This is a genomic window from Burkholderia humptydooensis, from assembly GCF_001513745.1.
Taxonomy (GTDB): domain Bacteria; phylum Pseudomonadota; class Gammaproteobacteria; order Burkholderiales; family Burkholderiaceae; genus Burkholderia; species Burkholderia humptydooensis.
Genome location: NZ_CP013381.1, coordinates 57,856 through 83,499, shown reverse-complemented (window position 1 = coordinate 83,499; position 25,644 = coordinate 57,856). Strand labels below are relative to the sequence as shown.

At 64.8% G+C, this 25,644-nt stretch carries 30 protein-coding genes and 1 pseudogene; 1 reads left to right on the top strand and 30 read right to left on the bottom strand.

What is annotated here, in order from left to right; all coding sequences use genetic code 11:
• Positions 1 to 84 precede the first annotated feature (84 nt).
• From AQ610_RS18640 to AQ610_RS18620, 5 genes are read right to left on the bottom strand one after another with little or no spacing between them, the layout of a single operon-like run.
• Complete coding sequence (locus AQ610_RS18640) at positions 85 to 1,380, bottom strand: DUF1173 domain-containing protein (RefSeq protein ID WP_006029193.1); 1,296 nt, start codon at positions 1,378 to 1,380, stop codon at positions 85 to 87.
• On the bottom strand, positions 1,380 to 2,819 hold the full coding sequence (locus tag AQ610_RS18635; protein WP_006029194.1) for a zeta toxin family protein: 1,440 nt from the start codon (positions 2,817 to 2,819) through the stop codon (positions 1,380 to 1,382). Before AQ610_RS18635 ends, AQ610_RS18640 begins: the two co-directional genes overlap by 1 nt.
• A gap of 12 nt (positions 2,820 to 2,831) precedes the next feature.
• Entirely contained in the window at positions 2,832 to 3,083 is a 252-nt protein-coding gene (locus AQ610_RS18630) for a hypothetical protein (protein WP_231748984.1), read from the bottom strand.
• Between the two features lie 26 nt (positions 3,084 to 3,109).
• Positions 3,110 to 3,307 (bottom strand): hypothetical protein, encoded by a 198-nt coding sequence (locus AQ610_RS18625; RefSeq protein ID WP_009916568.1) that lies wholly within the window; start codon positions 3,305 to 3,307, stop codon positions 3,110 to 3,112.
• Positions 3,308 to 3,318: 11 nt separating this feature from the next.
• Entirely contained in the window at positions 3,319 to 3,666 is a 348-nt protein-coding gene (locus tag AQ610_RS18620) for a hypothetical protein (RefSeq protein ID WP_009916567.1), read from the bottom strand.
• Between the two features lie 107 nt (positions 3,667 to 3,773).
• Between AQ610_RS18620 and AQ610_RS18615 the strand changes: the two genes are divergently transcribed.
• Complete coding sequence (locus tag AQ610_RS18615; RefSeq protein ID WP_006029197.1) at positions 3,774 to 4,157, top strand: hypothetical protein; 384 nt, start codon at positions 3,774 to 3,776, stop codon at positions 4,155 to 4,157.
• On the opposite strand, the gene AQ610_RS18610 is transcribed toward AQ610_RS18615, so the two are convergent.
• From AQ610_RS18610 to traC, 25 genes and pseudogenes are all read right to left on the bottom strand, one after another.
• Entirely contained in the window at positions 4,150 to 7,239 is a 3,090-nt protein-coding gene (locus AQ610_RS18610) for a conjugal transfer protein TraG N-terminal domain-containing protein (RefSeq protein ID WP_006029198.1), read from the bottom strand. The genes AQ610_RS18615 and AQ610_RS18610 overlap by 8 nt on opposite strands.
• 10 nt (positions 7,240 to 7,249) lie before the next feature.
• Positions 7,250 to 8,719 carry a conjugal transfer protein TraH gene (locus tag AQ610_RS18605; protein WP_231748983.1) on the bottom strand — a complete coding sequence of 490 codons (1,470 nt, stop codon included), beginning with the start codon at positions 8,717 to 8,719 and terminating at the stop codon, positions 7,250 to 7,252.
• A complete protein-coding gene (locus AQ610_RS18600) occupies positions 8,712 to 9,812 on the bottom strand; it encodes a DUF5131 family protein (protein ID WP_045554669.1) in 1,101 nt (366 codons plus the stop codon). The genes AQ610_RS18605 and AQ610_RS18600 overlap by 8 nt, the downstream gene beginning before the upstream one ends.
• Entirely contained in the window at positions 9,809 to 10,162 is a 354-nt protein-coding gene (locus AQ610_RS18595; protein WP_009916566.1) for a hypothetical protein, read from the bottom strand. Before AQ610_RS18595 ends, AQ610_RS18600 begins: the two co-directional genes overlap by 4 nt.
• Before the next feature lie 2 nt (positions 10,163 to 10,164).
• Positions 10,165 to 10,623, bottom strand: coding sequence for a Lar family restriction alleviation protein (locus AQ610_RS18590; RefSeq protein ID WP_009916565.1), 459 nt, complete (start codon positions 10,621 to 10,623; stop codon positions 10,165 to 10,167).
• Between the two features lie 85 nt (positions 10,624 to 10,708).
• Entirely contained in the window at positions 10,709 to 10,972 is a 264-nt protein-coding gene (locus tag AQ610_RS36205; protein WP_144411841.1) for a hypothetical protein, read from the bottom strand.
• A complete protein-coding gene (locus AQ610_RS36200) occupies positions 10,972 to 11,751 on the bottom strand; it encodes a hypothetical protein (RefSeq protein WP_144411842.1) in 780 nt (259 codons plus the stop codon). Before AQ610_RS36200 ends, AQ610_RS36205 begins: the two co-directional genes overlap by 1 nt.
• Before the next feature lie 293 nt (positions 11,752 to 12,044).
• Positions 12,045 to 12,542: pseudogene (locus tag AQ610_RS38405) on the bottom strand (DNA methyltransferase); the annotation flags it as partial.
• Between the two features lie 12 nt (positions 12,543 to 12,554).
• Positions 12,555 to 13,409, bottom strand: a complete 855-nt coding sequence (locus tag AQ610_RS18580; RefSeq protein ID WP_006029204.1) for a conjugal transfer protein TraF — start codon at positions 13,407 to 13,409, stop codon at positions 12,555 to 12,557.
• A 3-nt stretch (positions 13,410 to 13,412) separates the two neighbouring features.
• A complete protein-coding gene (locus tag AQ610_RS18575; protein ID WP_231748982.1) occupies positions 13,413 to 13,802 on the bottom strand; it encodes a hypothetical protein in 390 nt (129 codons plus the stop codon).
• On the bottom strand, positions 13,799 to 14,107 hold the full coding sequence (locus tag AQ610_RS18570) for a hypothetical protein (protein ID WP_231748981.1): 309 nt from the start codon (positions 14,105 to 14,107) through the stop codon (positions 13,799 to 13,801). The genes AQ610_RS18575 and AQ610_RS18570 overlap by 4 nt, the downstream gene beginning before the upstream one ends.
• Positions 14,104 to 14,496, bottom strand: a complete 393-nt coding sequence (locus AQ610_RS36905; protein ID WP_197417879.1) for a hypothetical protein — start codon at positions 14,494 to 14,496, stop codon at positions 14,104 to 14,106. The genes AQ610_RS18570 and AQ610_RS36905 overlap by 4 nt, the downstream gene beginning before the upstream one ends.
• The gene (locus AQ610_RS18565; RefSeq protein ID WP_006029206.1) at positions 14,486 to 14,911 is read right to left on the bottom strand and encodes a hypothetical protein; all 426 of its coding nucleotides are present in this window, start codon (positions 14,909 to 14,911) and stop codon (positions 14,486 to 14,488) included. The genes AQ610_RS36905 and AQ610_RS18565 overlap by 11 nt, the downstream gene beginning before the upstream one ends.
• Positions 14,912 to 14,913: 2 nt before the next feature.
• Positions 14,914 to 16,119: a conjugal transfer protein TraN gene (locus AQ610_RS18560; protein WP_006029207.1), complete on the bottom strand. Its 1,206-nt coding sequence runs from the start codon at positions 16,117 to 16,119 to the stop codon at positions 14,914 to 14,916.
• A 79-nt stretch (positions 16,120 to 16,198) separates the two neighbouring features.
• Complete coding sequence (locus AQ610_RS18555) at positions 16,199 to 17,305, bottom strand: hypothetical protein (RefSeq protein ID WP_045554670.1); 1,107 nt, start codon at positions 17,303 to 17,305, stop codon at positions 16,199 to 16,201.
• Positions 17,306 to 17,307: 2 nt separating this feature from the next.
• Positions 17,308 to 18,024 carry a type-F conjugative transfer system pilin assembly protein TrbC gene (gene trbC, locus AQ610_RS18550; protein ID WP_006029209.1) on the bottom strand — a complete coding sequence of 239 codons (717 nt, stop codon included), beginning with the start codon at positions 18,022 to 18,024 and terminating at the stop codon, positions 17,308 to 17,310.
• Positions 18,021 to 18,989 carry a conjugal transfer pilus assembly protein TraU gene (gene traU / locus AQ610_RS18545; protein WP_085954777.1) on the bottom strand — a complete coding sequence of 323 codons (969 nt, stop codon included), beginning with the start codon at positions 18,987 to 18,989 and terminating at the stop codon, positions 18,021 to 18,023. The genes trbC and traU overlap by 4 nt, the downstream gene beginning before the upstream one ends.
• 65 nt (positions 18,990 to 19,054) lie before the next feature.
• Positions 19,055 to 19,711: a type-F conjugative transfer system protein TraW gene (gene traW / locus AQ610_RS18540; RefSeq protein WP_009916558.1), complete on the bottom strand. Its 657-nt coding sequence runs from the start codon at positions 19,709 to 19,711 to the stop codon at positions 19,055 to 19,057.
• Complete coding sequence (locus AQ610_RS18535) at positions 19,698 to 20,168, bottom strand: S26 family signal peptidase (RefSeq protein ID WP_006029212.1); 471 nt, start codon at positions 20,166 to 20,168, stop codon at positions 19,698 to 19,700. The genes traW and AQ610_RS18535 overlap by 14 nt, the downstream gene beginning before the upstream one ends.
• Positions 20,169 to 20,233: 65 nt before the next feature.
• Entirely contained in the window at positions 20,234 to 20,437 is a 204-nt protein-coding gene (locus tag AQ610_RS18530; protein ID WP_006029213.1) for a hypothetical protein, read from the bottom strand.
• Positions 20,430 to 21,188: a FadR/GntR family transcriptional regulator gene (locus tag AQ610_RS18525; protein WP_099975899.1), complete on the bottom strand. Its 759-nt coding sequence runs from the start codon at positions 21,186 to 21,188 to the stop codon at positions 20,430 to 20,432. Before AQ610_RS18525 ends, AQ610_RS18530 begins: the two co-directional genes overlap by 8 nt.
• 9 nt (positions 21,189 to 21,197) lie before the next feature.
• Positions 21,198 to 21,752 (bottom strand): phospholipase D family nuclease, encoded by a 555-nt coding sequence (locus AQ610_RS18520; RefSeq protein WP_009916555.1) that lies wholly within the window; start codon positions 21,750 to 21,752, stop codon positions 21,198 to 21,200.
• 41 nt (positions 21,753 to 21,793) lie between these two features.
• Positions 21,794 to 22,537, bottom strand: a complete 744-nt coding sequence (locus AQ610_RS18515; RefSeq protein WP_006029216.1) for a hypothetical protein — start codon at positions 22,535 to 22,537, stop codon at positions 21,794 to 21,796.
• Positions 22,534 to 23,031: a hypothetical protein gene (locus AQ610_RS18510; RefSeq protein ID WP_231748978.1), complete on the bottom strand. Its 498-nt coding sequence runs from the start codon at positions 23,029 to 23,031 to the stop codon at positions 22,534 to 22,536. Before AQ610_RS18510 ends, AQ610_RS18515 begins: the two co-directional genes overlap by 4 nt.
• Positions 23,028 to 25,631 carry a type IV secretion system protein TraC gene (gene traC / locus AQ610_RS18505; protein ID WP_006029218.1) on the bottom strand — a complete coding sequence of 868 codons (2,604 nt, stop codon included), beginning with the start codon at positions 25,629 to 25,631 and terminating at the stop codon, positions 23,028 to 23,030. The genes AQ610_RS18510 and traC overlap by 4 nt, the downstream gene beginning before the upstream one ends.
• Positions 25,632 to 25,644 lie beyond the last annotated feature (13 nt).

Below are 25,644 nucleotides of genomic sequence, written 5' to 3'. Positions count from 1 at the left end.
GCATTTTCCACCTGGGCACATCGATGCCGTTGGCCCGTGAGGATCCACCCCTCTCTTGCTCTCACGTGCGCGGATGGGACGCGTTCATTTCATTCTCCTCGGGTCTCGACGTTCGCCGGCGTTGGCGCTATCGTCCGGCACGTCGTACGGAAGCCGACCGGCGTGCGATGCCATCAACTTCTTCCAGTTCTCGAGCGGCTCGGGCAGGGCGGGCATAGCAGCCTTGAGCGGCTCCCAAACCCACGAATCGAGCTGGCTTCCCGCCAGGAGGTCGTCGAGCGCGGCCTGATACGCCTCGGTCACCGCCGGCGGCACCAGATACAGCGCGGTCGCGCGCTCCGTGTCCGAGAGCACGGCGGTCGCGAGGGGGCGCGTCGACGGCAGGTTGTAACGCAGGCATTTCATGTAACGGCGCGCCGCGATCGCCTTCAGCAGCGTGGATTCGATTTCCGATTCGAACGGGATCCACTGCTCGGTCGTCAACATCAGCGCGACCTCGACGACGGAAGCGATGCCGGCGCGCGAGACGCTCGCGGTCGCGATGGCCACCATGTGGGCTTCCTCGTGGACGTTCCACAGCTCCAGTTCGGCCTCGAACCGTTTTTTCAGGCGCTTGTGGACGTCGTCGTCCAGCATCAGCCCGTAGTCGGGCAAGTGCTTCAACACCAGCTTGTGCCCGTAGCGCGACGGGACGATCTCTTTCAGTTCACCGATCGCGAGCATGTAGCGCTGCGCACCATTCGGGGACGTCACAATGCGCGCGATCCGCTCGGTGCGCCGCTGCTGGATCGCATCCTTCTGGTCCGCCACGAACGACTCCGGGATGTACAGCAGCTCCGACAGGTCAACGCCCTTGGTGACCTTGTCGGTGGCGGCCTGCAGCAGGTACTTGCGAATCACATACCAGCTGCGCTTGCCTTTCATGGCGGGCGACCATCGATTCAGGCCTGCCTGCTCCCAGAGGTAGTGGAGCGTCGCGCGCAACGTCAGCTTCTTCCCGTCGGCCTTGACGCTGTCGGGTTCTTTCTCCGATGGCGCCGGCGCCTGCTTCTGGCCCCCCTTGGACATCGCGAAGCCGAACTGCAGCGCGACCTGCCCCGTCTCGAGGTCTTCCTGGATCGCGCTGCCCTCGACGTCGCCCAGGCCCGACAGCTCGGGCGGAGGATCGTACGATTCGCAGCCGATCGCGTGCTGGCCACCGGTATCGGGCATGCGCTTGACCAGGAAGCGGTCTTCGAACCGAGCGATATACATCTCGATGCCGGGGTTCTGACAGCGGCACAGCGGCCGGATCTTCTTGTCATGCGCGCCCGGCAGGACCGCGAACAGCTCGGGTGTCGCCGCTTCGAAGACCCGCCCGTCAATGTCGTAACTGGCCATCACCGACTCCTTTCCAGGTCCATGCCCTGGCGGTTCTGCTGCAGCTCGCGGGCTTCGTCGTGGGTCAACACCCTGGTCGTGCCTTGGTCCGAATGCAGCAGCGCCGTCTTCTCGCCCTGGTGGATCTCGCGATCCAGCTTGCCGCGCTCGACCATCACGACCATGTTCTCGGAGATCTGGACGAGGGCGTGCTGTGACGTCTTGGCGACGACATCACCCTGCATCACACGATCGGGTTCTGGCGTGCGGATCATCAGGTTGCGCTCGCGTGCGACGACGTCCATCACGCGTTGAGACTCGGCGAGCGTCGTGTTGCCGCCCGGGATCTGCCCACGATGAAGCTGCTCGGACAGGCGGCCGAGGGTATCGAAATACTGCTGCTGGCGATCGGCCAAGGGGGTGTCCGGTTGCCAGCTTTTGCGCACGTCGGCGAGCTGCCGGTAGGCACCATCAAATTCCGGATAACGAGCCAGCGCGGCCACATTAGGACCGTCATCAAACACCTTCGCGCGCTTGTAGATCTCGCTGTGCTCGAACGTGGCGCGATCCTCGCGAGCCGCCTGGAGCTGCTTGGACACGTCGGCGAGATCCTGAGGGCCCACGCCCGGCGTGCGCTCGTTGCGGGCGCGGGTACGCTCGACGATCTCCTCGAGAATCTCGATGTGCGCGCCTCGTTCGCCGTGGGTCAGCAAGCGATCCCGAACGGATTCGAGTGTCCTCGCGGCTTCAGCCGGCGCTTCCGGGCGATCGCCGCCCCGTCCCTTGGCGGGCGACTGCTGCTGGCGATCTCGGTCGCGCTCGCCGTTGTAGACCTCGCGGCCGTGACTGTCGTAGATCCGGATGCGATCGGCCAGCCCATCGCGCTCCAGACGATCAACCGTTGCGGGCAGGCCGCGGTAGGCTGCGTTGTGCTGCTCGCGATTGACCACGCGGCCGGTCTGCCCCTCGGCCGCGAGCTGCTCATAGCGTAGCCGCGCGCGGTCGAACGACGGGTCGGAGGGCACCGCCATCACGCGCGCCTCGACGGTATAGCCGGCGCGCTGCAGACGCTCCGCGAGGGTCGCGATGTTGTCCGGGTTGCGCATCGTGCCGTCGACGATCAGGTTGCGGCGCTCGTCCTCGGCCCGCTTGGTCAGGCGTGATGCCCACTTGCCGGCCAGCGCCTGCGTCTGGTCCGCTGCTCGCTCGGGATCGGCTTTCGCGAGCGCCCGATACGCGGGGTTGAACTCGCGCATCTGGTCGGCGTCGATCACGACGGCGCCGCCGCGATCGCGTAGCTCACGTTGTGCCACCCCGGCGAGACCGGCCTTCCCGGAGCCCGGCTGCCCGCCGAGCAGGATCGCCACGGGCTGCTCTTGCCGCTCGGTGGTCTCGATCGCGCGTTGCTCCACGCGACGGTAAATTGCGTCGAGATCCGCATCGTTCAGTTCGCGTGCCATCGTCGCCGCTCCTTAAACGATCGACTCGTCGCGAGCGATGGGGCCGTACTGGCGAATCACCTCCTCGATGCGCTGGTCATCGAACGGAGCGAGGGCGTTGCGCAGATCGACAAGCTCGTCCTGCCGCGCGTGGAGCGCCTCGATGCGCGCCGCGTCCGGCGGATCCTGGCGCATGGCCTCGCCGATGTCTTCCGCGCACTTCGCGATCACGGCGCCGACGATGCCGAGCGCGACGTCGTAGCGGATGAGGCTGTGGTTGAACAAACCGTTTTTCATCATGGTCTCCGGGGTTAGTGCATCTCGCAGCCGCGGCAGAGCAGGGCCGGGGTGGTGGACACGTAGGGGGTTCGTTGGGTGCCGGCGTCGGTCGACGTGAACCCGGCGCCGTTGGGGGTAGCGGGTGCGCAGCCCGACAGCAGCGTGGCGAGCGCGACGCCGGCCAGGGCGATCGGTCCGCGACGCGCGGCTTGAAGAAAAGGGTTCCGCATGCTTCACCTCATCAAAACAAGATGCCGTAGCCGGTTGCCCGGAATTTCTCGATGACGTCCTGGTTCTGGTCGTCACGGAACGACGAGCGGGGCCGTTTGCGCTGCGGGGCGTTTGCTGTATTCGCGGCGCTGGCGCCGCTGGCGGGCTGAGCGGCGACCGCGGAGGCGCCGGACGCAGCGGCGGCAGACACCGATGTATTTCGGGGAGCGATCAATTCGGACAGCCGCTGCCGCGCGATCGGGATGTCCTGACACGCGGCCAGCGTGAACACGGTGGCGGAGATCGCGGTTGCGGCAACGAGACGGTTCGCCAAACGGCGAAAAGTCACACGATTGGAGGTAAAATGGTTGATAGGCATGCGTTCGTCTCCTGAAGCGATGAGGGGATGACGCCGGACCAACATACCCAGACGCCCGAGACACATCCAGCACAACAGATGAATGGCGTCCGACAGCGGGGGTGGCCATGAAGAACCTGTTCCATGCGCTGTGGCATCCGTTTCTGCATTTCCGCGCGCTGCGCTGGTTTGCGCGGCGCGGACGTTGGTTGCTCGTGATGGTGCCGCTCGCGTTCACGCTCCAGGCCGGGCTGGATTCGCTCGGCCACCCGGTGGCAGCGAACGTCGTGTTCGACCTGCTGGTCGTGCGACTGATGATCGTCGTGATTGAGAGCATCTTCAGTATTCCTCGATATCTCGTCGATAAAGGGGTGCCGCTCGTGCCGTCGGATCCGTTTGACCGTCCGATTTGGGATCAACCAGAGTCCGAGTTCAACCCACCGATGTGGTACAACCCGGAAACTGGAGCAAATACGCGCATGTGGTCTCCCGGCTGCATTCAAGTCAATTGATCCTCGGCGGCACGTCCTTCTTGTCGTAGTCCTCGCCCGGCTTGAGGCCGACCGCTTCCTTCACCGTGTTGGCGGCCCGCCGGGCGGTGTCGTGCAGGTCACGGCCCTCGTTGGCCGCATTCACTTCCGTCTGCGTGACGCGCCCCTCGCCGAGCGCCCGATCCGGGCTCACGTATCGCTGAACCTCCTTGTCAAAGTCCTGCGCACGCGCGCCCAGGCTCTGCGGTGAGTTGGGCGCGAGCGGCGCGCTGGCATCGGCGCGTGCACCGGCAATCTCCGAGGGCGGCGCCATGTTGGGTTGAACCGGCGTGACCGAGCCAAACCCTGTATCGCGCACCATCGAGTCGAACGTGCGCGCGCGTTCGCCCTCTGGGCGACGACGGGAGCCGTCCGACGCACGGGACGCGGCCCGCCCCGTGTCGTGAGAGCCGTAGCCGGGCACGTCGGGCGCGTACGGACTGCCCCATGTCGGCGTGGAAACGTGCTGGGCCATCGCCTGGTTGTCGAGGTATTGGCCGACCATGCTGACGATCTTGTCCTCGTTCTGCAGCACGAAGCGGGTCGCGGACATGTGATTGGCTTGCGCGACCTTCCAGAAGAGCTCGGGGTCGGCCATCATGTTTTCCATCACTTCATGGCGCCGCGAGCTATTGGATGCGGACGAGGTCCGCGATCCCGACTCGCGCCGGAAGCCGCTCTCGCTCTGGCTGGCCGACTCGGACGTCGTGATCCTCGACGCGGTGCGATCGTGGCGATCGCTTTGCGCCGATTGCTCGCCGGTCATGTTCTGAGCCGTTGCCGAGCCTGTGTGGGAATACTCAGTTGCTCGAGACGCGGAATCGCTATTTCGATGGCTGTCACCGTCAGAGTACGATCTAGCCTGGTCCGCTGCGTAAGTGCGGACGCCGGTGAGATCCGCACCGACATGGCCGTCGAAACCTACACTGCCTCGGCTGTGCCGTTGTGTCCCGGGGGGAGACGCTTGCGCTGGCGTCTGCGACGAACCAACCCGGTCCATCGCGTCCGCGATTTGTTGCGGTGACGCGCCTCCTTGCTCCATCGCGCGTCGCACACGCGCTTGATCACGCGCGACGTTGTTGCCGCGTGGTTGCCCAGTTGGCCGCCCCGGATTTCCGCTCTCGACGCTCGCGTCAGCGCCGAGACGCGCACCCGCCCCGGCCCGCAACATGATGCTGTCTTGAGCCTGAACGTTTTGCCCAAAGCGTGAGTCAATTGAACGATCACGCCCAACTGACTCGTCATGCGCACTCCGTCCGCTCATGCCGCCACTGTCCGTCACCGCATTCAGCCGACTGGTCCCTTGGCTCGTGCCGCGGTCGGCGGAATGTCCGAAGGTCTCGGCGCCCGAGAGGGAAGTGCCGGTCCGCGATATGCTCGAGCTGCCCGAGAAGTTCGACGTGCCGCTGAACCGCTCATTGCTGCGGCCGATCGAGCGTTCGTCAGCCGAGACCATGCTCTGCAGCATGTGTTCCTGGAAGCGATCGAGCGCGGCACGCCCGTTGCTCGACACCCGCAGCGTGCTGCCGTCGGCGAGCTGCATGGCGGTACTGCCGCTGCTCGACGCGAAGCCGCTATCGAACTTCTGCATCGTGGTGGTGTTCACCGACGACGTGTCGATGCCGGACTGCCCCATACTGTAATTGCCGCCCGCGATCGCCGCGCCCGAACGCGCGCCTGCCGAACTGAAACCCGAAATCATCCGGTCGGCCAGCCCGTAGATCTGCCCGTCGGCCATTCTCACGACCGCGCCAGCAATGAACGGCACGAGCACCACCATGTAGCCGATCATCGCCTGCTCGTCGACGATCGTGGCGTCGAATACGTTGCTCAGCTGGAATGGCACGCCGTTCGCGAGCTTGAGCGCGGCGAGCTTGCTGTGGAGGTGGATCAGCGACAGGTGGTTGATGATCGCGAACAGCACCGGCCAGAGGCCGATCCAGACCAGCCCCATGAAGTAGCCGGCGAGCACCCGCTTGGCGGCCTCTGCCGGCACCAGGACCATCAGCGCGACCACCACCGGGAAGAGCGCGTACAAAATGGCCTCGATCCAGTTGCGCATGTGCGGGATCGTCTCCTGGCCGAGCAGGCTCAGCGTGCTGTTCGAGCCGTTCGCCTGGCGCGCCGCTTCCGCCTCGGCGATCAGCGCGTTGGTGTCCGCGATCGCGGCCGGGTCGTTGTGTGCGCGCGCCATCGCGGTGCCGGCGTCGCGCCACACGTTGTTGAACATCGCCTGCTTCATCGCGTCCGACGCGGACGCCGATGCGTCGAGCAACCACGAATAGGACGTCGACACCGTCGACAGGAACATCTGCTGCGCGAGTCCGTCCGAACTGGCCTGGGGGAACGCCTGGCGACCGTAGAACTGCTGCGCGCTGGTCACCGCGCTATCAACGCGCGCCTTCAGCACCTGCGCGACCGCGACGCACGTGTCCGTCTTGGGCGTGTTGGTCAGCACGTTGTACGTGACGAAGCGCGCCGGGCTCGTGTTGCTGAAGATCGTGTTCCAGGTGTCGGTCCCAGCGACGATCTGATCGGGCGTGATCACCCCGTCGAGGATGTCGTACTTCGTGCACTCCTTGAAAAACTGCATCAGGTCGGCACGCAAGCCCGGATCGCGCACGACGGCGGAATTGACCTGCCGCAGGATCCGGTGACCGAAGCCGACGTCGCCTTTCTCGAGCCCCAGATCATCCGGCACCCCGAACACGGTCTCGTAAGTGCGGGTCAGGTAGTTGAAGACGAGCGAACTCGCCTGCGCGACGCTGGCCAACGCGACGGGGACATGATCGATGGTCCGTGGCGGCTCAAGGCCGGTGCGATCGACGAGCGCGACGCGCGCGATCGGCAGGTTCAGGATCGTCACGAACATCAGCGCCTGAATGAACCACATCATCAGCTCAAACTGGCGCCCGACGTACCCGAAGAGCCCGATCATCAGCGCGATGATGAACACGAACTTCAGGAGCCCACTGTAGCCGTTGCTCATCATCGTCGCCGCGACCGCGTTCAACACGTAGTACAGCGTGTCGACGTTCCACCAGGTCTGGATCTCGATGCCCATGTGAACCCCGCTAGTTGAGGCTCTTGCCGAACGCGAGCGAATTGCGCAGCGTCTCGGAAAGGTTGGCGTCGACGGCCCGCTCCATCGCCTGCAGCTCGAGTGCGATGTTGTGGGTGCTCACCGTCTGCGAATACGCTTTCATCAGGGCCTGGTGCGCGAGATTCGTGACCCGGTCCATCTGGGGCTGAATCTCCTTGAGCGAATCCGCCTGGGTGGCGTCGGCGAGCGCCATGTACTTGCCGATCGCTTCCTGCAGATCCTTGACGCATCGGCGGATGTACACCTCCGCGTACTTCGCCGCGACCAGATCGACGTAGGTCGCGATCGCACCGTCGCTCAATGATGTGTTGCCGTAACGCGTGCCGGTCGCGATCATGCTGTAGACCGGCAGGTCGGTCGTGTTCAGGAACGCGATGACCTGGTCGACGTTGTCGTGGGGCGAGCGATTGGCGATGTGATCCGCGATGCTCGTCATGCGGTTCTCGACCATCGTGTAGAAGCTGTCCGTGCTCAGGTTGTCCGGGTACGGATGCAGACACCCGTCGTCGGTCGTCGTGTCGCACCGCCAGATCGGCACGTTCACCTTGCTTCCCTTGTCGATGGCGCTGCCGATCAGCGTGGCGACGTCGATATCGGTGGGCATCAGCGGACGGGGGGTCTGTGGCGTGCCCGAATCGGTCGGGAAGATCATCGAGCCGACCAGCGACATCAGGACCATCCGGTCCTCGTCCGTCATCCCGTCGACGTGCTTGAGCGCCTTCCACACCACATTGCCGGTGGGGAGCACATCCTTGGCCTGGGGGTTGCTGTTCTTGACGCTGTCGATCACGTCGTTCGCCTTGGACTCGTCATCCATCACGTTGGTCCAGGCGTCGGTGATGTTTTCGAAGATGTTGCTGTCGACCCCGAAGTTCTTGGCGGCGTCCTGCTTGCCACGGGTCCAGGTGTCGGGCAGGGCGGCATTGACGAGCCCCTTGGCCGCCGTGCACGAATCCATGTTCAGCCGGTTCACCTGCTGCGCGGTCGCGGCGAGCGCCTGCATCACGTTGTCGCACGTCGGACACAGGTTCTGGATTGCCAGCTTGAAGCCATAGCCGAGCGCGTTGGAGCCGATGTTGCGCAGCATCGCGACGAACTGCTCCTTGTTGATGAACGAGAAGCCGCCCATGAACAGGTCGATGCCGCCGCAGCCGGCGTTCCACGATGGCGGCGTCATCGACGCGACCTGATAGGTGCGCCGGGGCATACGCATGAAGAGCGAGCCACCGGAGAACATGTCCATCGTCTGGCCCTGGAGCGCCCCGGGGCCCGTGACGTTACCCATCGCATTGACGCTGTTGAACAGGTCCTGCATCGACATCGCGGCCGACGGCTGCGTATAGACGAGGCAGGCGAGGGAGAGCGCGGCGATGACGGCCTGCAGACAGCGCTGCGCGCCACGGGAGAGGCGATACGCCATGACCGGGAGCCCCTTAGACATGGCGGTCTCCAACGATAGGAATGACGCGTCGCGCCGGGAGATCCCGGGGAGCCGCAACGCTGTCGACGGTGCTGAAGCGCGGCGCCGAGTCCGGGAACGCGTAGTGGACGACGCCGTCGAGCATGCGCCCGGCGAGCCTCTTGCCGACACTCAGCATGTGGGCGTCGCCGTTGGCAAACGCTGCGGGGTCGTTCCCGTCATGGACATGACCGGACAGTTGAATCCACTTGCCGGACCGAGCGACCTCGATCTGCTCGTTGCTGGCGTCGGTCCCCGGCATCCACTGTCCCCATTGCTTGAAGAGGAACGGCACATCGGCCCCATGACATTGATCGCGAAGGCGACGCACCCATACGGGGTGCGTGATGCGGGCACTGCGCCCGCTTTCACCGCCGGCGATCACCCAGTCGATCGTGCTCGGGAAGTCCGAATGATTCGTGAACCCGCCTTTCGGGGCATCGAGCGCGGCCGATCGCGCGCCGATGACGTACGGCGCCTCGTTCCAGTAGCCGCCGCGCAGCACGTCGACGCGATGCCCGTCGAGGCCGGGCCACCGCACGGATTCGAGGTCGATCGGACCGAGCATCGGTTCGATCGACAGGAACCGGATACGAGCCGGCGTGGTGAGCAGCTTCGGGATATCGCGGTCCGCCTCGTCCTGGTTGACCACCGTCGCGCCAAGCCACACGTTGCCGGGCGTGCCGCCCGGGAACATTTCCGCCAGCATCGTGCCGGCGTTGCCGATGCGCTTGGTGAGCAGCAGCCACGTTAGTGCGGGCGTGGCGAGGATCAACTGGCCGAACGCCGGGCGCGCGCCAGCGGGCGCCGCGTTGTCGAACGGATCGCACACGCTCGGGAAAATCTTGACGGGTCGGCCGGAAACGCGCGCTCGCTCGTTCCACCACAGCGGCTTGTCCCAATGCCGACGGCCGTACGGGCGTCGCGGCGCACCGGGTCCCCAGTTCTCGCCCCGGCGCAACCACCGGTTCATCGACTCGGCGTAGCAGTGGTCACACCCTGGGCTGACCCTCTGGCATCCCTCCCATGGCGACCAGGTATGGTCGGTCCATTCGATCTCGCTGTTCTCGCTCATCGCCGCACCATCATGCAGAGGTCCGCGCGACGCCTGAGCTCGGCGGCGTACGCGTTCAGGTCGCCGGTCATCACGAAATACCGGCGCGGCGCGGCCGGCACACCGACATACTTCTCGTCGGAAGCGGCGGGGCGCGGCTCGGTACCGGCGATACACACGTTGCACGATCTCGAGTTCGACACGTGAATCGGTGAAAGCTGACCGGCCGCGAGCATCTCGTCGAGCAGCGGTCGAATGCGCTCCGCCTTCAGGTTGAACTGGCTGGCAAGCACATACGGCGCATAGGCAACGCCCGGGTGCATCACCGCGAGCAGTTCGTTGGCCGTGGGGACGGGTCTGAAGCGCGCCATGATCAGATCTCCTTGAACGTGAAGGGCTCCATGTAGACATGGAGTGCCGCTGGCAAAACGCCGTTGTCCGCGCCGCGCTGGTGAAGCATCATTGCGAAGTTGGCGACGTCGATCGGGTCCCCCTTGCCAATGTGCTCGACGAGGTATCGCGCGAGCGTGCTGATGTGGCAGCTCGCCGGGTCATTCCATCCGGCTCGGCCCTCGCCCCGCTTCTTGGCGAGCTTCCGTTTCATCCGGGCGGCAAAGATATCGACGGCGACATCGTCCGGATGCAGCGACCCGGCGCGTCGGTTCCAGGCGGCCGCCGCAGTGGTGAGATCGTTGAAGGTGAGTGCCATCTGATAGCCGGGGCACGCGAGATCGACGCAGCTTCCGCCGAATTTCCCCTCGGACACCCGCATCACGGCATCACGGTCGCAAAACGGGCAGGGGATCAGTTGATATTGGTTAGGCGAGTTCATTGGACAGCTCCTGAAAGGACCGCGTCTGCAGCGACGCGCTCGAAATGGAAGACGACCGGTGCACCGGTTTCTCGAACGAGTCCGCTCATGAGCCCTCCTCGTTACGTGAGCGCAGTGCCTGCTCAATGAGCCGATGGGCGACCGCTTGCAAGGTCTCACCGGTGCGATCACATTCATTGGCAAGCTGATCCGCCACGGCGCGAGCCAGGTGCAGATCAATCCTTGCGCCCCCTGCGTTCGACAGCCGGTCGCGAAAGCGACGAGTGCGTTCGGTGGGAGTCAGTGCCGGCGCCCGTTTCCGGGAACGGGATTCAGGGATGCTTTTCTCGTCGAGAGTCGTCTTTTTCATTAGCTTTGTCTCCTGGAGCCACCAATGAGCAGCCGGTATCTTTGCCAAATCCGAATTGCCGCCGCCCACTTGACCCGAGCATCAAGAACCCATGCCCAGGCTGCGGACGCGAAGATCCGCTGGGTAATAAAAGACGTGCTGGTCGAAAGAAATTCGTGATGACGTTTATCGTCTTCTTGGCAATGATCTGGTTCATCACGCACGGGGGCATCGCTACCATGGCCGATTTGACTCGCGACATGCTGAGTCAGCCACGCTAGGTCACGTGCGAGCCTTCCGCGCAGATAGAAACGGCTATCGAGCGACAGGTAAATGCACTGGCCCAGTTCCGGATGCGTTTGCCCCCCGACTCGCCAACGGTAAATGAGCCTTTCTCGCGAGTAGGCACAGTCGATGTGTTCTGAAAGGGCAAGCGCAAATGTGGCCGGTCCCTCGAAATACACGTAGGGGTTGCCGTTGTAAGTCAATACACCGGGTCCACGGTGACCGTGACACGACGCAATCGTGCGGACGCCATCGACTTGATTGAGTGCCTGTACCAGCGGCCAGATACCGCGCTCCACAACGTCAAGCGAGAGCGCGCTGGGCGACACGCAGCCGGTCTCGCGGCGCGGTCCCCATGGCCGAAGAAGGCGATCAAAGATATGTCGACTCACGTGACGGCTCCCACTTGAATGGACGGAGTGCCAGTGAACGGATAGCGCCGTTCGGCAGTACGCGCACTGCCCACCGAACATCTGATGGACCTGTTCGCGCTGCGCTTTGGTCAGGCGGCTCATCGACTCGCTCCTGCGCCGCCGGCATCGGCCGCGACGCGCTCGAAGTAGAAGATGATCGGCGCCGGCGTCTCAGTAAGAAGGCCGAATCGACGCGCATGGCGGTAGGTGGGATAGTTGCGATTCAAGACGTCAAGCGTGCGACTCAGCTTTGCGCGCCATCCCTCAAGCGGCATGGCGTGCTTGTCGATGTTGCAGGGCGCGCAGGCCGGCATGAAGTTCTCGAGCACGTCGTGTTCGGGTCGCGTTGGCGGTCCAGACTTGAACCGGTAGACCCACGCCCCGCCAGATAGACACCAGACGATGTCCTGCCTGAGATACCAGCCGGCGTCCTGCAGCGCGAAGGCGAGGCGCCACGGCTGGCCGACGAGATCCTTCGGCTTCAGCCCTTCGACACGGACGTCGAAGCGCGAGACGGGCGCGTCGTCGCGACGGCGTCCCGCTGTGATCCCCCGCAGCTTCGGGCCGCCTCCAACGTGCCCGTTGCCGGCGAGCGTGGAGGTCACCGACGGCGCACCACCGCCGCGCGAGCCTGCGTAGCTGTCGCCCATGTTCACCCATGCCGTGCCGTCGTCCGCGAGCAGTTGGCGGGCGAGGTCGAACACCTCGACGAGCGTGTCAATGAACTCGCGCAGTGTCGATTCCCGTCCGATTTGCCCGTCGACGCCGTAGTCGCGCAGCCCCCAGTAAGGTGGACTCGTCACGATCGTCTGCACCTTCACGCCGTCGGCGATCATGACGCGCATCAGTTCGCGACAGTCGCCGAAATGGCAGTGATCGATCCAGTCTCTCATCGCGTCCTCTCGTCAGAAGTTGTCGCCGGCCTTCGTGCCGGTCAGCACGAAGATCCGGTTTACGATCTCGGACAGCGACATCGCGCCGAAACCGATCGGCGCGTGATCGCCCGTCTGCTTCGAGCCGATGAAGAGCGCCGGCACCCGCTCGACACCCCAGGCGGCGGCTTTCGATCGGCCGTCAGCGGGATGTGGAAACTCGTCGATGCCGCGCCCGTCGACGGTGACGCCCAGCACGTCGATGCCGTACTTGTCCGCAAGCATGCGCATCACCGGCGCCATCGCGTGGCAATACGGGCAGTCCGACCGGAAGAAGAAGATCAGGCCGTGGTCCTTGGCCAGCGCCCGCAGCTGCGATTCCTCGTCGGCGTCGCGCTTCGCGTCGTAGACCTTGATCGCGGCGTTGTTGGCCGGCCGCGTCAGCGTGTAGTCGAGCGCGGGATCCTGCCAAACCACCCGTCGCCAGTTGTCCGCGAACACGGCGCCTTTCTCCTGCGTCATCTGCCAGAGCTGCAGGTAATCGCGAATGTGATCGGGCGTCGGCTCCATCGTCGCGACGTCGAGCCGGCGCGAGAGCTCCCTGCGCATCTGCTCGGCCGTCTTGATGTCGGGGATCTCGATGCGCTCGCTCGGCGCGGACTGCGGTTCCGAGGCAGGCGGCGGCGCCTCGGCCTGCTCGGGCGCCGGCTTCCTGAGGTCGCAATACCAATTGAAGCGCGGAGCGTACGCGTTGTTGTCCGCACCGTCGCCGGCGTCGCACTGCCAGATCGACGGGTAGTCGAGCGGATTGGTTTGCGCCGGCGCCGCCAGCGCGATGAGCGGCGCAACAAGAAGCGGAGCGACAGCGACGTGAGGTTGGATGCGCATCGCTCACTCCGAGTCGCCGGGCGGGCTGCCGTCGGCGCAAATGTTCATCTCGGTGGTCAACACCGCCGTATCCAGCCCGTTCGGCGTGCGCGCCCCCGCCTGAGACCAGACGAGCTTGAGCCGCTTGCACTCGGGATTGCGGAGCGCGCGCACGGTGCTGACATCGACGGTCAGCAATCCCGACGCATTGAACTGGCGCCGGAACTGCTCGGCGATCGGTCCTGCTACGATGCCGTGCGCATGGCCGATGTGGATCGCATCCGCGATGAGCAGCAGCGGCGTGTCGACGACCTGGCCGTCGACCTGCGCGCGCGTCGGCGTGGCGGCCATGCAAGCAAGCAGGGCAAGCACGGGGAACACCTGAGCAGCAGGGCAGTGGCGGAGCATGCTCATGCAGGTTCTCCAGCCGCCACCGCTGACGGTTCGGCATCGCACCACGCCGGGTTCAGGCGTGCTGCCTCCCGATCCGTGACCGCCGCAATCGCATCGGCGATATCGTCGGCGCCGAAGTAGTGCGCGGTGACCGCCAGCGACGTGCCGTGCCGGATCACCGCAGCACACGCCTGCGCTGCCGTTGCGTCCCCGGACGCAACGCGAGCGGCTTGCGAGGCAGCAACCCGGTGCACATGCCGGATCAACATCATCAGCGCGAGTTGAACGTCAGGGTGCGGGGCGAATGAAGCAGAGAAGTGGTTCACGATGAACTCCCGTTATGGAAACGTCCGGCACGGTCGTCAGTGGCGGCCGCATCGGACACGGATGCCGCGTTGCGCCGAGCGGCGTCCAGGCCTCCCGTTTGTCGCGTCGTCGAAGACGCGCTCGTCCCGGGAACGAAATCCAGATGGCTGTCGGGATCAGACTGGTCGAGGCCCCCGGCGGGCACGCGCTCTGTGCGATCACTGGCGTCCCAGGCGCTGGCGCGCTCCGGGCAGGCGCTGCATACCCCAAGACCTGCGCCGTAGTCGACCCGCTCCCAGAAACACGGGCTTTCGTGCGCGTCGTCCCAACACGCATGGAAATCGTCACAACCGCAGCTGATGCAGACGGCGATGTCGCGTGGGAGGGTGATCCGAGTTTTAGTGGTCATCGCGCACCTCCGTGGCAGGGCCGGGCGTCGCCGAGACCGCCCGTTCCAGGCGGGCCTTGAGATGGGTCAGCGTACGCACGACAGGCGCCTTGTCGACGCGTTTGCCCGGCGCGCGCGCCGCGATCAAGTCCAGTTGCAGGTCGATCGTCCGGATCGCGGCCCGCACCGTATCCGGCAGGGTGTCGCGCTCAGGCGGCGACTCGAGTTGTTGCGCCGCCACGCAGCGCGCCTGCTCGGCGGCGCACGCTTCGAGCGCCACCGTCAGCGGATCGAGCGTCGCGCGCGCGACCGCGGCGAGCGCGAACCGCGCGCCGTTGGTCCACGCCTCGATATCCCCGCCGGGGGCCGCGGGGGCGGCCGGCGCGGTGAACTCGTGGAGCTGCTCGAATGCGAGTGCCTGGGTGCGGTCGCTCATCTTCAGTCTCCGTTTCCGTAGTAACCGCTCACCTTGTCGTTCACGGTCTTCTGAACGTTTCCGGTGATGGCGCCTTGATCGGGGTTTTTCGGCGCGATGGAAGCAATGAATTCCGAGAAATCGATCGTGGAGAAATCCAGCTGCGAGATCTGGCTCTGGTTGAATCCGCCGCACTGGTCCATCGGCATGCCGAGTTGCGCCCGGCCCTGACGGTTGATCAGCTTCGCAAGGATCGAGTTGAAGCAGCAGTGGTCCTGTTTTCGCTCGAGGCACACGCCGAGCACTTTCTTGCTGCAGTAAGTGGCGACGTGCACGCACAGGTTCTGGCCGCGCTTGAGCGACAGGGTCTGCTCGGCCGTGTCGCAACGCAGCCACATCTGCACGAGCTGGATGGCGATCGACAGCGCAAATGACGAGGGATCGAACCCGACGAACGTGAACCCGGACGAAAACGAGAAACTGAAGGTGAAGCCGTACGCACCGAACGTGGGCGTGAAGCCGCTGCCGGTAAAGATCGACGTGACGCTGTTCGCCGCGCCGACGCCCTTGCTCATCAGCGTGCTGTCGACGGTCTGGTAGAGGCCGTCGTACAGGTACTTGGAGCCGGTTGCGATCGCCTTGCCGGCGCCGACCGCCAGCATTGCGTAGTTGATGAAGGCCTGGCCGCCGTCATTCGACTGACAGCAGTTCGACAGCGTGGCGCCGCCGACGCCCTTGAGACTGCAGGATTCCTTGTAGCCCTTGAAGATCTCGACGGAGTTCGGGTTGACACCGTAGACGCCGGCTTCGCGGACCGCTTCGAGGTACGCCACGGATTTGCCGAAATCCTTGTCCTGCGGCGAGCTCGTATCGAAGCAGCCCACCCCGTTCTGGCAGAACGTGCCTTTGTCGCAGACCGTCTGGTTGACGACCTGGTCCGGCGACGTCTTGCATAGGAATGTGTTCTCCTGCGTCAGGCACGTTCCATCATCGGCGCGGGCGATGCACTGGGTGCCGATCTGGCCGCAGCCCCGATCCCGCAGCGGCTGGCAGTCGCTTGCGGCGCTAACCGAGCGGCATTGGTACGTCGCGGTGTAGCGCCAGCACGCGCGCGTGACGTCGACGCCCGAGACGTTCTTCGTCGACGGGCCGTCGACGCAAATCTCGCTGAGCTTCTGGCACGACGGATCGGCTATTGCGGCCGGCGTGTGCATGAACAGCCCCAGCACCGCTGTGACGGCCCACGCGGCGCGTGCGAGGCCATGTCGGGCGCGGAGAAGGAGAGGGTTCGGTGTGGTCATGACGGGCCTAGTGCGCACGGGACTCGAGATACAGGCACTGGTTATCCCAGTGGTCCGTGATTGACGTAACGCCGATCACGCCAGTCGCGATTCCTTCGTTTGACGACAAAACGTCGTTACGGAACGCGCAGTTGCCATCCGTGTCGCAGTCGTACTGGCGCTCGGCCCATTCCCAGTAGATGTGATACGAGCAGGACGTGGATCCCGGCTGACATCCGAGAGAATCCCTGAGGATGTACACGGGCACGTCACGGATGCGGTACTCCCAGTCCGGGTGCGTCATCACGAGCAGGTAGCCGGTCCGGTTCCCTGCGGTCGTCACCCACTGGTCCGCCGGGATCGTGGCGACGTCCTTCGGGATCTTCACCAAGGCATTTCGGACCTGGCCGCCGCGGATACCGAATGCGTCGGCTGTCATCTCGATATACGATCTGGATTGGGCCGCCATATCGCATTTCGCGAAGATCTTCACGTGGTCCACCGCGTTGCGCGGAAGGTCCAGCGCCTGCATCAGCTCGTTCTGCTGGCAGCTCATCTGGACGTCGACGGACAGCACCTTCGAGCACGACTGGTTGTCGACGGTCATGCTGTCGGTGCACGTCTCGGTGACGGTCTTGCCGGGAATCGTGGTCTGCTCGACGTGGCATTGCTGCGCGGAACTCCCGGCCGCCGCGCCCGGATTCTTGATCAGGTCGCGCGAGCCGGTCATGATCGGGTCCTTGTTCTTGTCGATCTTGAATTTCGTCCGCTCCGTGGGATTGCGCGTCATGAAGTTGACCGCGTCGCAATCCTGCTGGTCGAACGCTGAGCCGGCGCGATACCCCTGACAGCTGATCTGCTTTTGCGACCCGGCGGCGCCGACCGCACCCCGACCGTTACCGAACTGGCTGGATTCAGGCGCGTTGGTGTTGTAGTACGGCAGGTTCTGCTGACCGGTCGTCGTGCTCACGGCGCCGGCGGCGGCGTCCTTGCCCCCACGGGCAAAGTCCTTGCCTGCCTGGAACGCCGCGTCCGGCGTCGACTGCGCGAACGCCGCCGACAACGCGAGACCCACGAGGAAAGCTGCAGCGCGCGACAACCGTGTTCGATATCCGACGAATGGCGAGCGGCGCATGATCAGTGCTCCCCCAGGCTCGCGAGCATCCGGGTCGCGAGCGATTGATAGGCCGGCGATCGCCGGGCAATCTCGCGAAGGGAGTACGGCAACGTCACATCCCCCGAGATGCCGGCGAAGTTCTCCGGCAGCGCACAACCTTCGGCGTCAAGATCGAGCACGTGGTCGGCCTTGACGAGCACGACCGTCGGCACCGCGCTGATGCGGTACTGCTTGAACGCGTTCGGATTGATCTGCACGGCCGATGTGTCGACGCCCAACGCCTGGATGGCGGCGGCCGTCGCCTTGAACGAGCGATCCTTGAACCCGCGCAGCACCACGACCCCGCCAACGCGTGCCGTGTCGCGGACCAACCGCTTGAGCGACTCGGCCGGCATCGACAGACTGGCGAACGCGAGCAGCTCTCCCTGCTTGCGTTGCCCGGCGCGCGCCTCGTAACGCCGAGCAATGGACAGCGGATCGACGTGCGAAGGCGCCGGGGTCGCGATATTCGGGAATGCGTTCGGCGCCGGTTGCACGTCGCCGAACATCTGCTTGCGTTCGCGCTCGATGCGCGCTTGCTCGGCGCGGATACGCTCGTCCGCCGGCATCCGATCTTTCGCGCTTACGGTCGGGAACGGTGAATCGGCGACGATGCCGCGCTGCGTACCTGGTTCCGCCGGCGCCGACGACGACATCGCCGTCAATACGATGCACACTGCGATCGAATTCCTGATCATGGGAGTACCCCCAGGCAGCAGTTCTTCTTGCGGAAGACCATGTACGAGAAGTCCTCGCCCTTGTACGGGTAGCTCTTGCCGGCGCCCCAGATCGCCGTGGTGCGGCCGTAGGGCTGGCAGCAGCGGCCGTTGATCTTGGTCGTCTCCGGGATCGGATAGAGCATCTGGTACTTGTATTGGGACTTGTCCATGACCGGCTGGATCGTCGGCCCGCACAACGCGTCGCCACCGCTGGTGCCCCACATCAGCCCTTCGCGATGCAACTTGGCGGTCATACGCTGAACCAGCAGCGAGCTCGCCTGAACGTGAGAGATGTGGGCCTGCACGTGGCCGTTGAACGGGTAGATGGACCCATTGCAACCGGCGCACCAGAACAGCGCGTTGCTGCCGAACCCGGCGCTCGAGAGCACGCAGTCGCCCGCGCACGCGGCCTGCGCGATCGGGTTGCCGAACAGGAAGGTCTCCGGGTTCAGCAGCATCGTGAGCTCGTCGTCGTTCCAGGTCGGATCGATCTCAGTGAGGTAGGCGACGTCGAAGCTGCCGGTTTCGAGGCACGAGAAATCGAGCAGTACCTCGAGCCAGAAGAGGATCGGGTCGAGATACCAGTGGACCTGGTAGCGGGATTGCTTCGTCAGATCCTGCTGCTGCCGGATCTCGCCTTCGGGCGCGCGAATGCCGGGGTCGATCTTCACGCCACCGAGCGACACGAAGCAGTACGGCACACGCGTGACGTCGACGCGCCGCACGGGCTCCCAGAACCCGATCTTGAGTCCTACCACCGGGCCGCAGGTGCACAGCAATCCGCTCGGGTTCGACGTGTCCTCCTGGCCCGCCGTGATGATCGGCGTGCCGCCGAGCGAGATCGGAAACACGCAGCTCCAGCAGATGTCGGTGATCGGGTTCGCAAACTTGCCGTTGCAGTTCAGGCTCTGCGCGTGCGTGGCGAGCGAGCAAGACCCGAGCATCAGGAGCAGCGCGACGCGGCGCAGCACGGCGAGCAGGGTGGCGCACGATGGCGTGGCGTGTCGCATCAGTTCAGCTCCCGCGCCGGCACAACGGAAAGCGACAGCACCTTGCCTTGCTGCCGGATCAGCGCCGGCACCTCGGAGATGCCGAAGCGATGCGACAACGTGCCGTTCTGATCGAAGTAGACCTGTGTCTTGAATTGCTTGGTCAGGTCGAGCCAGGACCCCGCAATCAGCACCGGTTTGACCCGCGCGTTCGAGCGCGCGAGCAGCCGGGCCACCGCCGCCGCTTGCTCCGGATCACGACCGTCGAAGAACACGAGCGTCTCGGTGAAGGGCATGATGTCAAGCGGATTCACCCTGGTCCCCGCCGGGATCACGATGCGGCCGTCGTCCGTGCGCACCGGTTCGGCATACGTGACGGTTGGATCGATCAGTTGCTCGCTGCGAGCGGTCGCCGTCCGGATGCCGTCGACGGGCGCGGGATTGCGCGCGCTGTTCAGCGATCGGCGCACGGCTTCCTGTTGGAGCCGGGCGAACTCGCCCGTCTGGGCCTTCTTGCGCAGGTGCGCAAGGATCTGGTCGACCGCGCTCTGCTCAGCGATCGGGTAGGTCGGACCGACCGTCCCGAGCATGCCGGCGCATGCGCTGTCGGCCGTAGCGGCGGCCAGCACGAGCGCGAGCGCGCATTGCCATGCGGGGAACCGTTCAGAAGACTTCATAGGCCCTCCCCTGAATGGCCGAGCGCGGGACATTACCGGTCAGCGCGTAGCGGGAATCGAGGCTGTCCGGGTGCGGGGTTGAGACAAAGTACGAATCAGGCTGGATCACGCCGGGCCGAGCGGGCGCGAGCGGGACGCCCGCGCGCGTGTGCGGCTTGGCGACGCCGATCCGGGTGTCGTTCACGTAATAGACGCCGTTACGCACGGTCACGACGTCGCCGGCGACGCCCATCACGCGCTTGATGAACACAACGCCCTGCGGGTAGGTCGCGCCCCCATGCCAATAGAACGCCACCAGGTCGCCCCGATTGACCGGTGCGCCGATGTGCGTCACGTAGAGCGTGCCCGGCAAGCTCTGCGTGAGGTTGATCGAGAAATCGAACCACGGCGTCAGCGCCCAGCAGGCGAACGCACCGAGCGCGAGCCATTGGCACGAGCCGATGAGGACGAAGCGCACGATCCGGTATCGCAGCGTCCGGCGTGCGATGCGTGCGTCGAGAGAGGGGGCGGATAGCGACATGATCACTCCCAGCGCCGGGATCTGTGACCGGCCCAGATAGCGCCCGCACCGAAGACCAGGCACCCGAGCGCGCCGGTCAGCCCGATCTTCACGAGCGCGCACGCGGCGATGCCGATGGCGAGCACGCCGACGATCGTCCAGCCGATCGACAGGAGATTTCGTCCGCGGACCGGCGGTGCCTTTGGGGTATCGAGTCCGTCAGGCATGCCGATTCGCTCCGTTGCAATAGTCGACGGCCACCAGCTCGCGCATGGCGTCGTGCGCGGCCGACGCGTCGCGATCGCGCCACGCGGCTTCCAGAACGGCCAGGCGCGTCAGTTCGATGGTGGACACATCGAACGCCAGATCCGGGTCAGTTCCGCCGTGCGCCCACCATTCGACCGCGAGGGCGCCCAACTGACAGAACAGGGAGTTTTTGCAGGCCGAGAAGACCGCGAGGTACAGGTTCGAGCACGCCGCGCGAAACGTCCGGCCGTCGCGCGCAGCGCACCGGGTGGCGCACGTGGCGAGGATGCGCTCCATCGCGGCATCGTCCGCGTGGACCGCGACGTCGGCCGCGGCCGACGGGCCGATCAGGGTGGCGATCGCCGCGAGTTCGTCGAGGAGCGCGGCGCGATCCGGCTTCGATTGGGCGCGCCAGTGCAGAACGTTCGGGTTCACGACGCGCCATTTGCGACGTTCGGTGATGTACGTGCCACGTCGCGGCGAGGCGGTGAGCATGCCATGGGCGATCAGCTGTACGACCGCCTCGCGGACCACGACCCGGCTGACGTCGAGGCGCTGCGCCAACACATCCTGGGGCGGCAGCGGCGCGGCATGTTCTCCGGACGTGATGATGAAGTCGAGCAGCTGATTCAAGGCCGCCTCGGACGGTGTGACCGCACCCGCACCTGCCGGATGCAATCCGTCCGCATGACGATCGTTGTGCATTGGCAAAGCGTCGATGGCCGTTTCCATGGATAGACCTCAATAGGGGAGGACGTAGTCGCTACCCTGTGACCAGCGCGATTGCCAGTGCTGAAGGTAGCTGCGCGCGACGGCGGGGCACTGCGAGATCAGGACCGCGTTCTCGCTATTGCGCCGCGCCGCGCTGCTGTAGTTGAATGAGCCGGTCTCGATCTGCGCACCGTCGATCACGATGTATTTGTCGTGGTGGATGGGGTAGATGGAAACCGTGCGCGATGGAATGCCCGCCTGCGTCAGGAGATTCAACGCAGCGATGCTCGCTTTGCCGCGGTTCGCTTTCTCGTCGACGACGACCGCGACGTCGACGCCGCGCTGTTTAGCGGCCATCAGCGCGCGAACGACCGACGGCGACGTGAACGAATACGCGGCAAGGCGAATCGACTGGCGTGCGCCGCTGATTGCGGAAACGACCAGTTCCTCCGCGGATCCGTCCGGCGAGTACGCGACCTGGACCGGGCAGGTTTCTGCTGCCTTGATGGGGTGTGCGAGCAGCGCGGCGCTCGACAACACAGCGCAGGCGAACAGGCGGGCGGGCGAGCCCACTGTTGCGCGCATTGCGCGAGCTCGAGCGAACATCAGTCGGAGCGCAAGTCTCATCATTGCGGGTCCTTTTTCGGTTCTTGGTGTTCGTCGCGACCGGCATGGACAGGCGACTCGTTCCGGCTGGCTGCGGCCGGCGCAGCGACGACCGGCGTGACCGTGAGGTCGATCGTGTACATCCCGTCATCGGTCGGCATGAGCGCACGCAACGCCCCGAGATCTCGCTTCGGTCGACTCGACTCGAACGAGAATTTGAGCATCGGGATATCACCGACCGATTCGTCGCTGGTCGAATCGATCAAGGGCTGCGCGATCGGGTTGGCATGCGCAGCGCTCTCCGGTGCGACCGCGCTACGTGTTCCGGCATTGAGTGGGGGATGGGTTGGTGTGAGCGCGGCCGCAAAGCCAAAGCCGACCGCGAACATGACGATTCCGACGGAAATCGACAGGCTCCACGCGTGTGTCGGTTCGCCGCGCTCAGCGAGCTCAGCGTGATCCGCTGTTTCCTGCGTGTAATCGGCGCGGCGAATCCGGACGTTCAGGTAGCTCCCCAGGCGCTCGAGCAGCGTGTCGCGCACTTCGTCAGATACGTTCTCGTGAACCATCGAGAGCAACGTGGCGAGCTCCTCGCGCTGATAGCTGTGAAACGCTGCTTCCAATCCGACGCGCGCTCGCATCGCGTCCAGGTCGTGCATGTATGCCTTATCGCGCGTCAGCAGGTTCCGGATCTGCCGGGAAAACACCTGGCGCTCGACCGGCCGAAGCAGGCAATCCTCGGGATACTCGACAATGACGTTCATCGCGGGGCTCCTGATGTCGCCGCCGGAAGCTTGAGCTTGTCCCGCAGCTGGTCGGTGTAATCGGTGATTGCGTCGCTGTTGAGCACCGCGGCCTTGTTGAGCAGGACGCACTTGCACGTCGCGCCGAGTTCGATGACTGCCGCCGACAAGTCGCGCGCGAACTCGACCGACGCAGCGGTGGCGGTCGACACGTCGGGGACGGAGGCTGCTGCCTGCACGTTGCGGCGATCGAGGTAGCGCTGTTGCCCGAGCACGACGAGTTGCTGCAGATCCACCGTTGCCACGGGCTTCGGCAGATGGGCGAGGCGCACGTAAAGCACCGGCGCGAGCGCGAGCAGCGTCACGATCGACGAGACGAGAACGGGGGCGACGTAGCCGGCGATGTCGCGCCTGGCGTGGCTGGTGCCGGTTTCGCCAAGCGCCGGTTCCGCGCTTGCGTCGGGCTCGGCGCGCAGCTCCCCGAGCTTCGGCATGAGGGTCGGTTCTTCCTTCATGCCCGACCTCCGCGGCGTTCCAGCATGATCGCAAGCGCCTGAGCGTGCGTATGACCGTGCTCGAGCAGACGGTCACGCTCCTCGACATCCTCGCCGGTGGACGACGCCATCATCAACGCGAGCGGATCGGGGGCGTGCCGCAGCAGCTGTTCCCCCTCCGGGGAAATCAACACCATCTCCGAGAAGTGACCGTCGATCTTGGTCAGCGAGCGGATCATCTGTTCAACGGCGGGTGAGAACGAGATGGTCCCCTCCGCCTTCATCTTGTTGAACGACTGCAAGTCCTGACGCAGCACGATCTTCCAATCGGAGTTGGTCCACGCGGCTTTGGACGCGTCGTTCTTGAACGCGTCGTAGATCGACTGTGTGCCGAGGCCGAATATTCCCTTGTACTTCCGAGCCCGGCGATATCCTTCCTCAATGAAAAGCGCGGTCTCCGGATCACTGCCGAGCAGCTGCCAGGCCTCGTCCACCAGGGCGAGTTTGGGGAGGTTGCGAGGCGACATGTACATGTCGTACGTGATGCGGTTCGTCGCAGCGAACAACACGACGCGGCGCAGCTCGGGCGCGTCCTTCAGCTCCTCGAGTTCGAGCGCGGTGAGGTCGTTGTCGAAGTTGATGTTGGCCTTGCCGTTAAAGAACCGCCCGAACGCACCGCCTTTGCAGAAGGGCCGCAGTTGATGCGACAGCTCGAACGCGATCCGCTCGACTTCGCCCTTCTCGTTCTTGATCTTGTCCTTCAGGTATTCGGCGATCCGCGTCGGATTCGATTCCGGACCGTAGTCGGCCCAGACCGCGGTGATCGCGTCTTCAATGAACGAATACTGGAGCGGCGACAACGGACTGTCGGGCGACGCCATGCGTCCGATCATCGGTTTGAGCAGGCGCAGCTCCTGTTCAAACGTGTTCTCGCTGTCTGCCGCCACCCACGTGAACGGATTGATGCAGATGTCCGAGTTCAGCTTGAATTCGATGAAGGAGCCGCCCATCAGCGCAACAGCGTTCTCGTAGCCGCGACCGACATCGATAATCGAGCAGCGCGCGCCGAGGCTGCGGTAAGCGTTGACCACCTCCACCAGGAACGCCGTCTTCCCGGCACCCGAGACGCCTGTGGCGAACAGATTGTAGTTGCCCTGCTTGTTGGCGTAGAAATCGATTGGCGTGATGGTGCCACGGCGGCCATACAGCAAGAGGACCGGTCGCCCGAGACCGCTCCACTCGGCGAGGACCGGTGCCATGTCGATGGCGTTCACGGTCGTTTTCGTCGACATCAAGCGATTGCGCTTCAGATCCCGGTACGCACCCTTGGTGAGCGTCATCGGCAAGCTCGCGTAGAACGCGCCGAGATGGAGCATGCGCAACGGGGTAATCCGAAACCGCACCTTGTCCCAGATGTTGATGGCCATCTGACTGGCCCGGTTGATGCGCTCCTTCGGAGCGAACAGCAACAGCGTGTGATAGATCTCGCACAGTTGGCCACCAGCAGCGATCTGGTGCTGCACCATCCGCCAGTCGCGATTTTGCGTGGCCAGATTGACCTGGAACTTGGCCATCTTCGACTCGGCATTCTGCTGGGCGCGTGCGGCCTTCAGCTGTACCCGGTTGTCGGTGGCGATCCGCTCGAGCGTCTGGACGCCGCCGCAAATCAGGAAGGGGCACGGATACTGGAGCTCCGGATCGGTGAACGATCCGATGATGTTGCTCATTTCCCAGAGACGCTTTTCCGCCGGGTAGCGCTGGATGCCAAAGGCGCGGACCGCGACGCGCGTGTCACGCTCGGTGTTGTCGGCCGGCGGAACACCGAAGACGATCTCCGTGGTTCGTACGCGCGCGCGATGCCCGACGACCGTGATCTGTTCCTTGATCGGCCGTGTCGGGTCGTAGCGCAGATCCGGAAGGGGGTTGTCATTGAACAGATATTCCGGGTTGAAGATCGGGAACAGGAAGGCGATCAGGGCGTCGGCGTCCATGCTTCTCGCCGGCAGATTGCCGGTGCGCAGGGAGGACAGCAGCGTGGCCTGCAGGTCGTGCATCTGCTCGACGAGGATCGGATCGTCGTGCGTGCCGGATCGGGTGACGGACATCACCAGGCGAAAGCGCCGAACCGCGAACGGCATGTCATCGAAAAGCGACTCGCCCATACGACTGCGGATGAACTGGGTGCGTTGCCTGGCGAGATCGAGAAAGAGGGGGTCGACCTTGCCGGCTTCGACTGCCTCGAACCGCAAATCCTCGTAGCGATCGAGCACGTCGTCGACGCGCGAGCTCCCGAACAAGCACCACTGCACGCCGGTTCCCGAGGGAATCGGCGTGAAGAGGGTGCTCAGCCGACTGACCATTTCGTCGTTGGCGCCGGTTTGCGGAACGACATCGAGGACGAACGCGACCGAGTTGTCGTTGTAGAAGAGCCCGGTCGTGTCGTCGTACTGGTCGTACTTCAGGATCTCGTGAAAGCCGCTGGCAGCATCCTGCTGCGGCACGTTCAGCGTTTCGTCGATCGGATCGTGCTCTGGGGTCTCACCGAGCACGGACTGCCGCACCACGTTGCGGACCCTGGTCCTTGCCTGCTTGAGCCAGTCACCGGTGTCGGGCATCTTCATGGCGGGCTTCCCG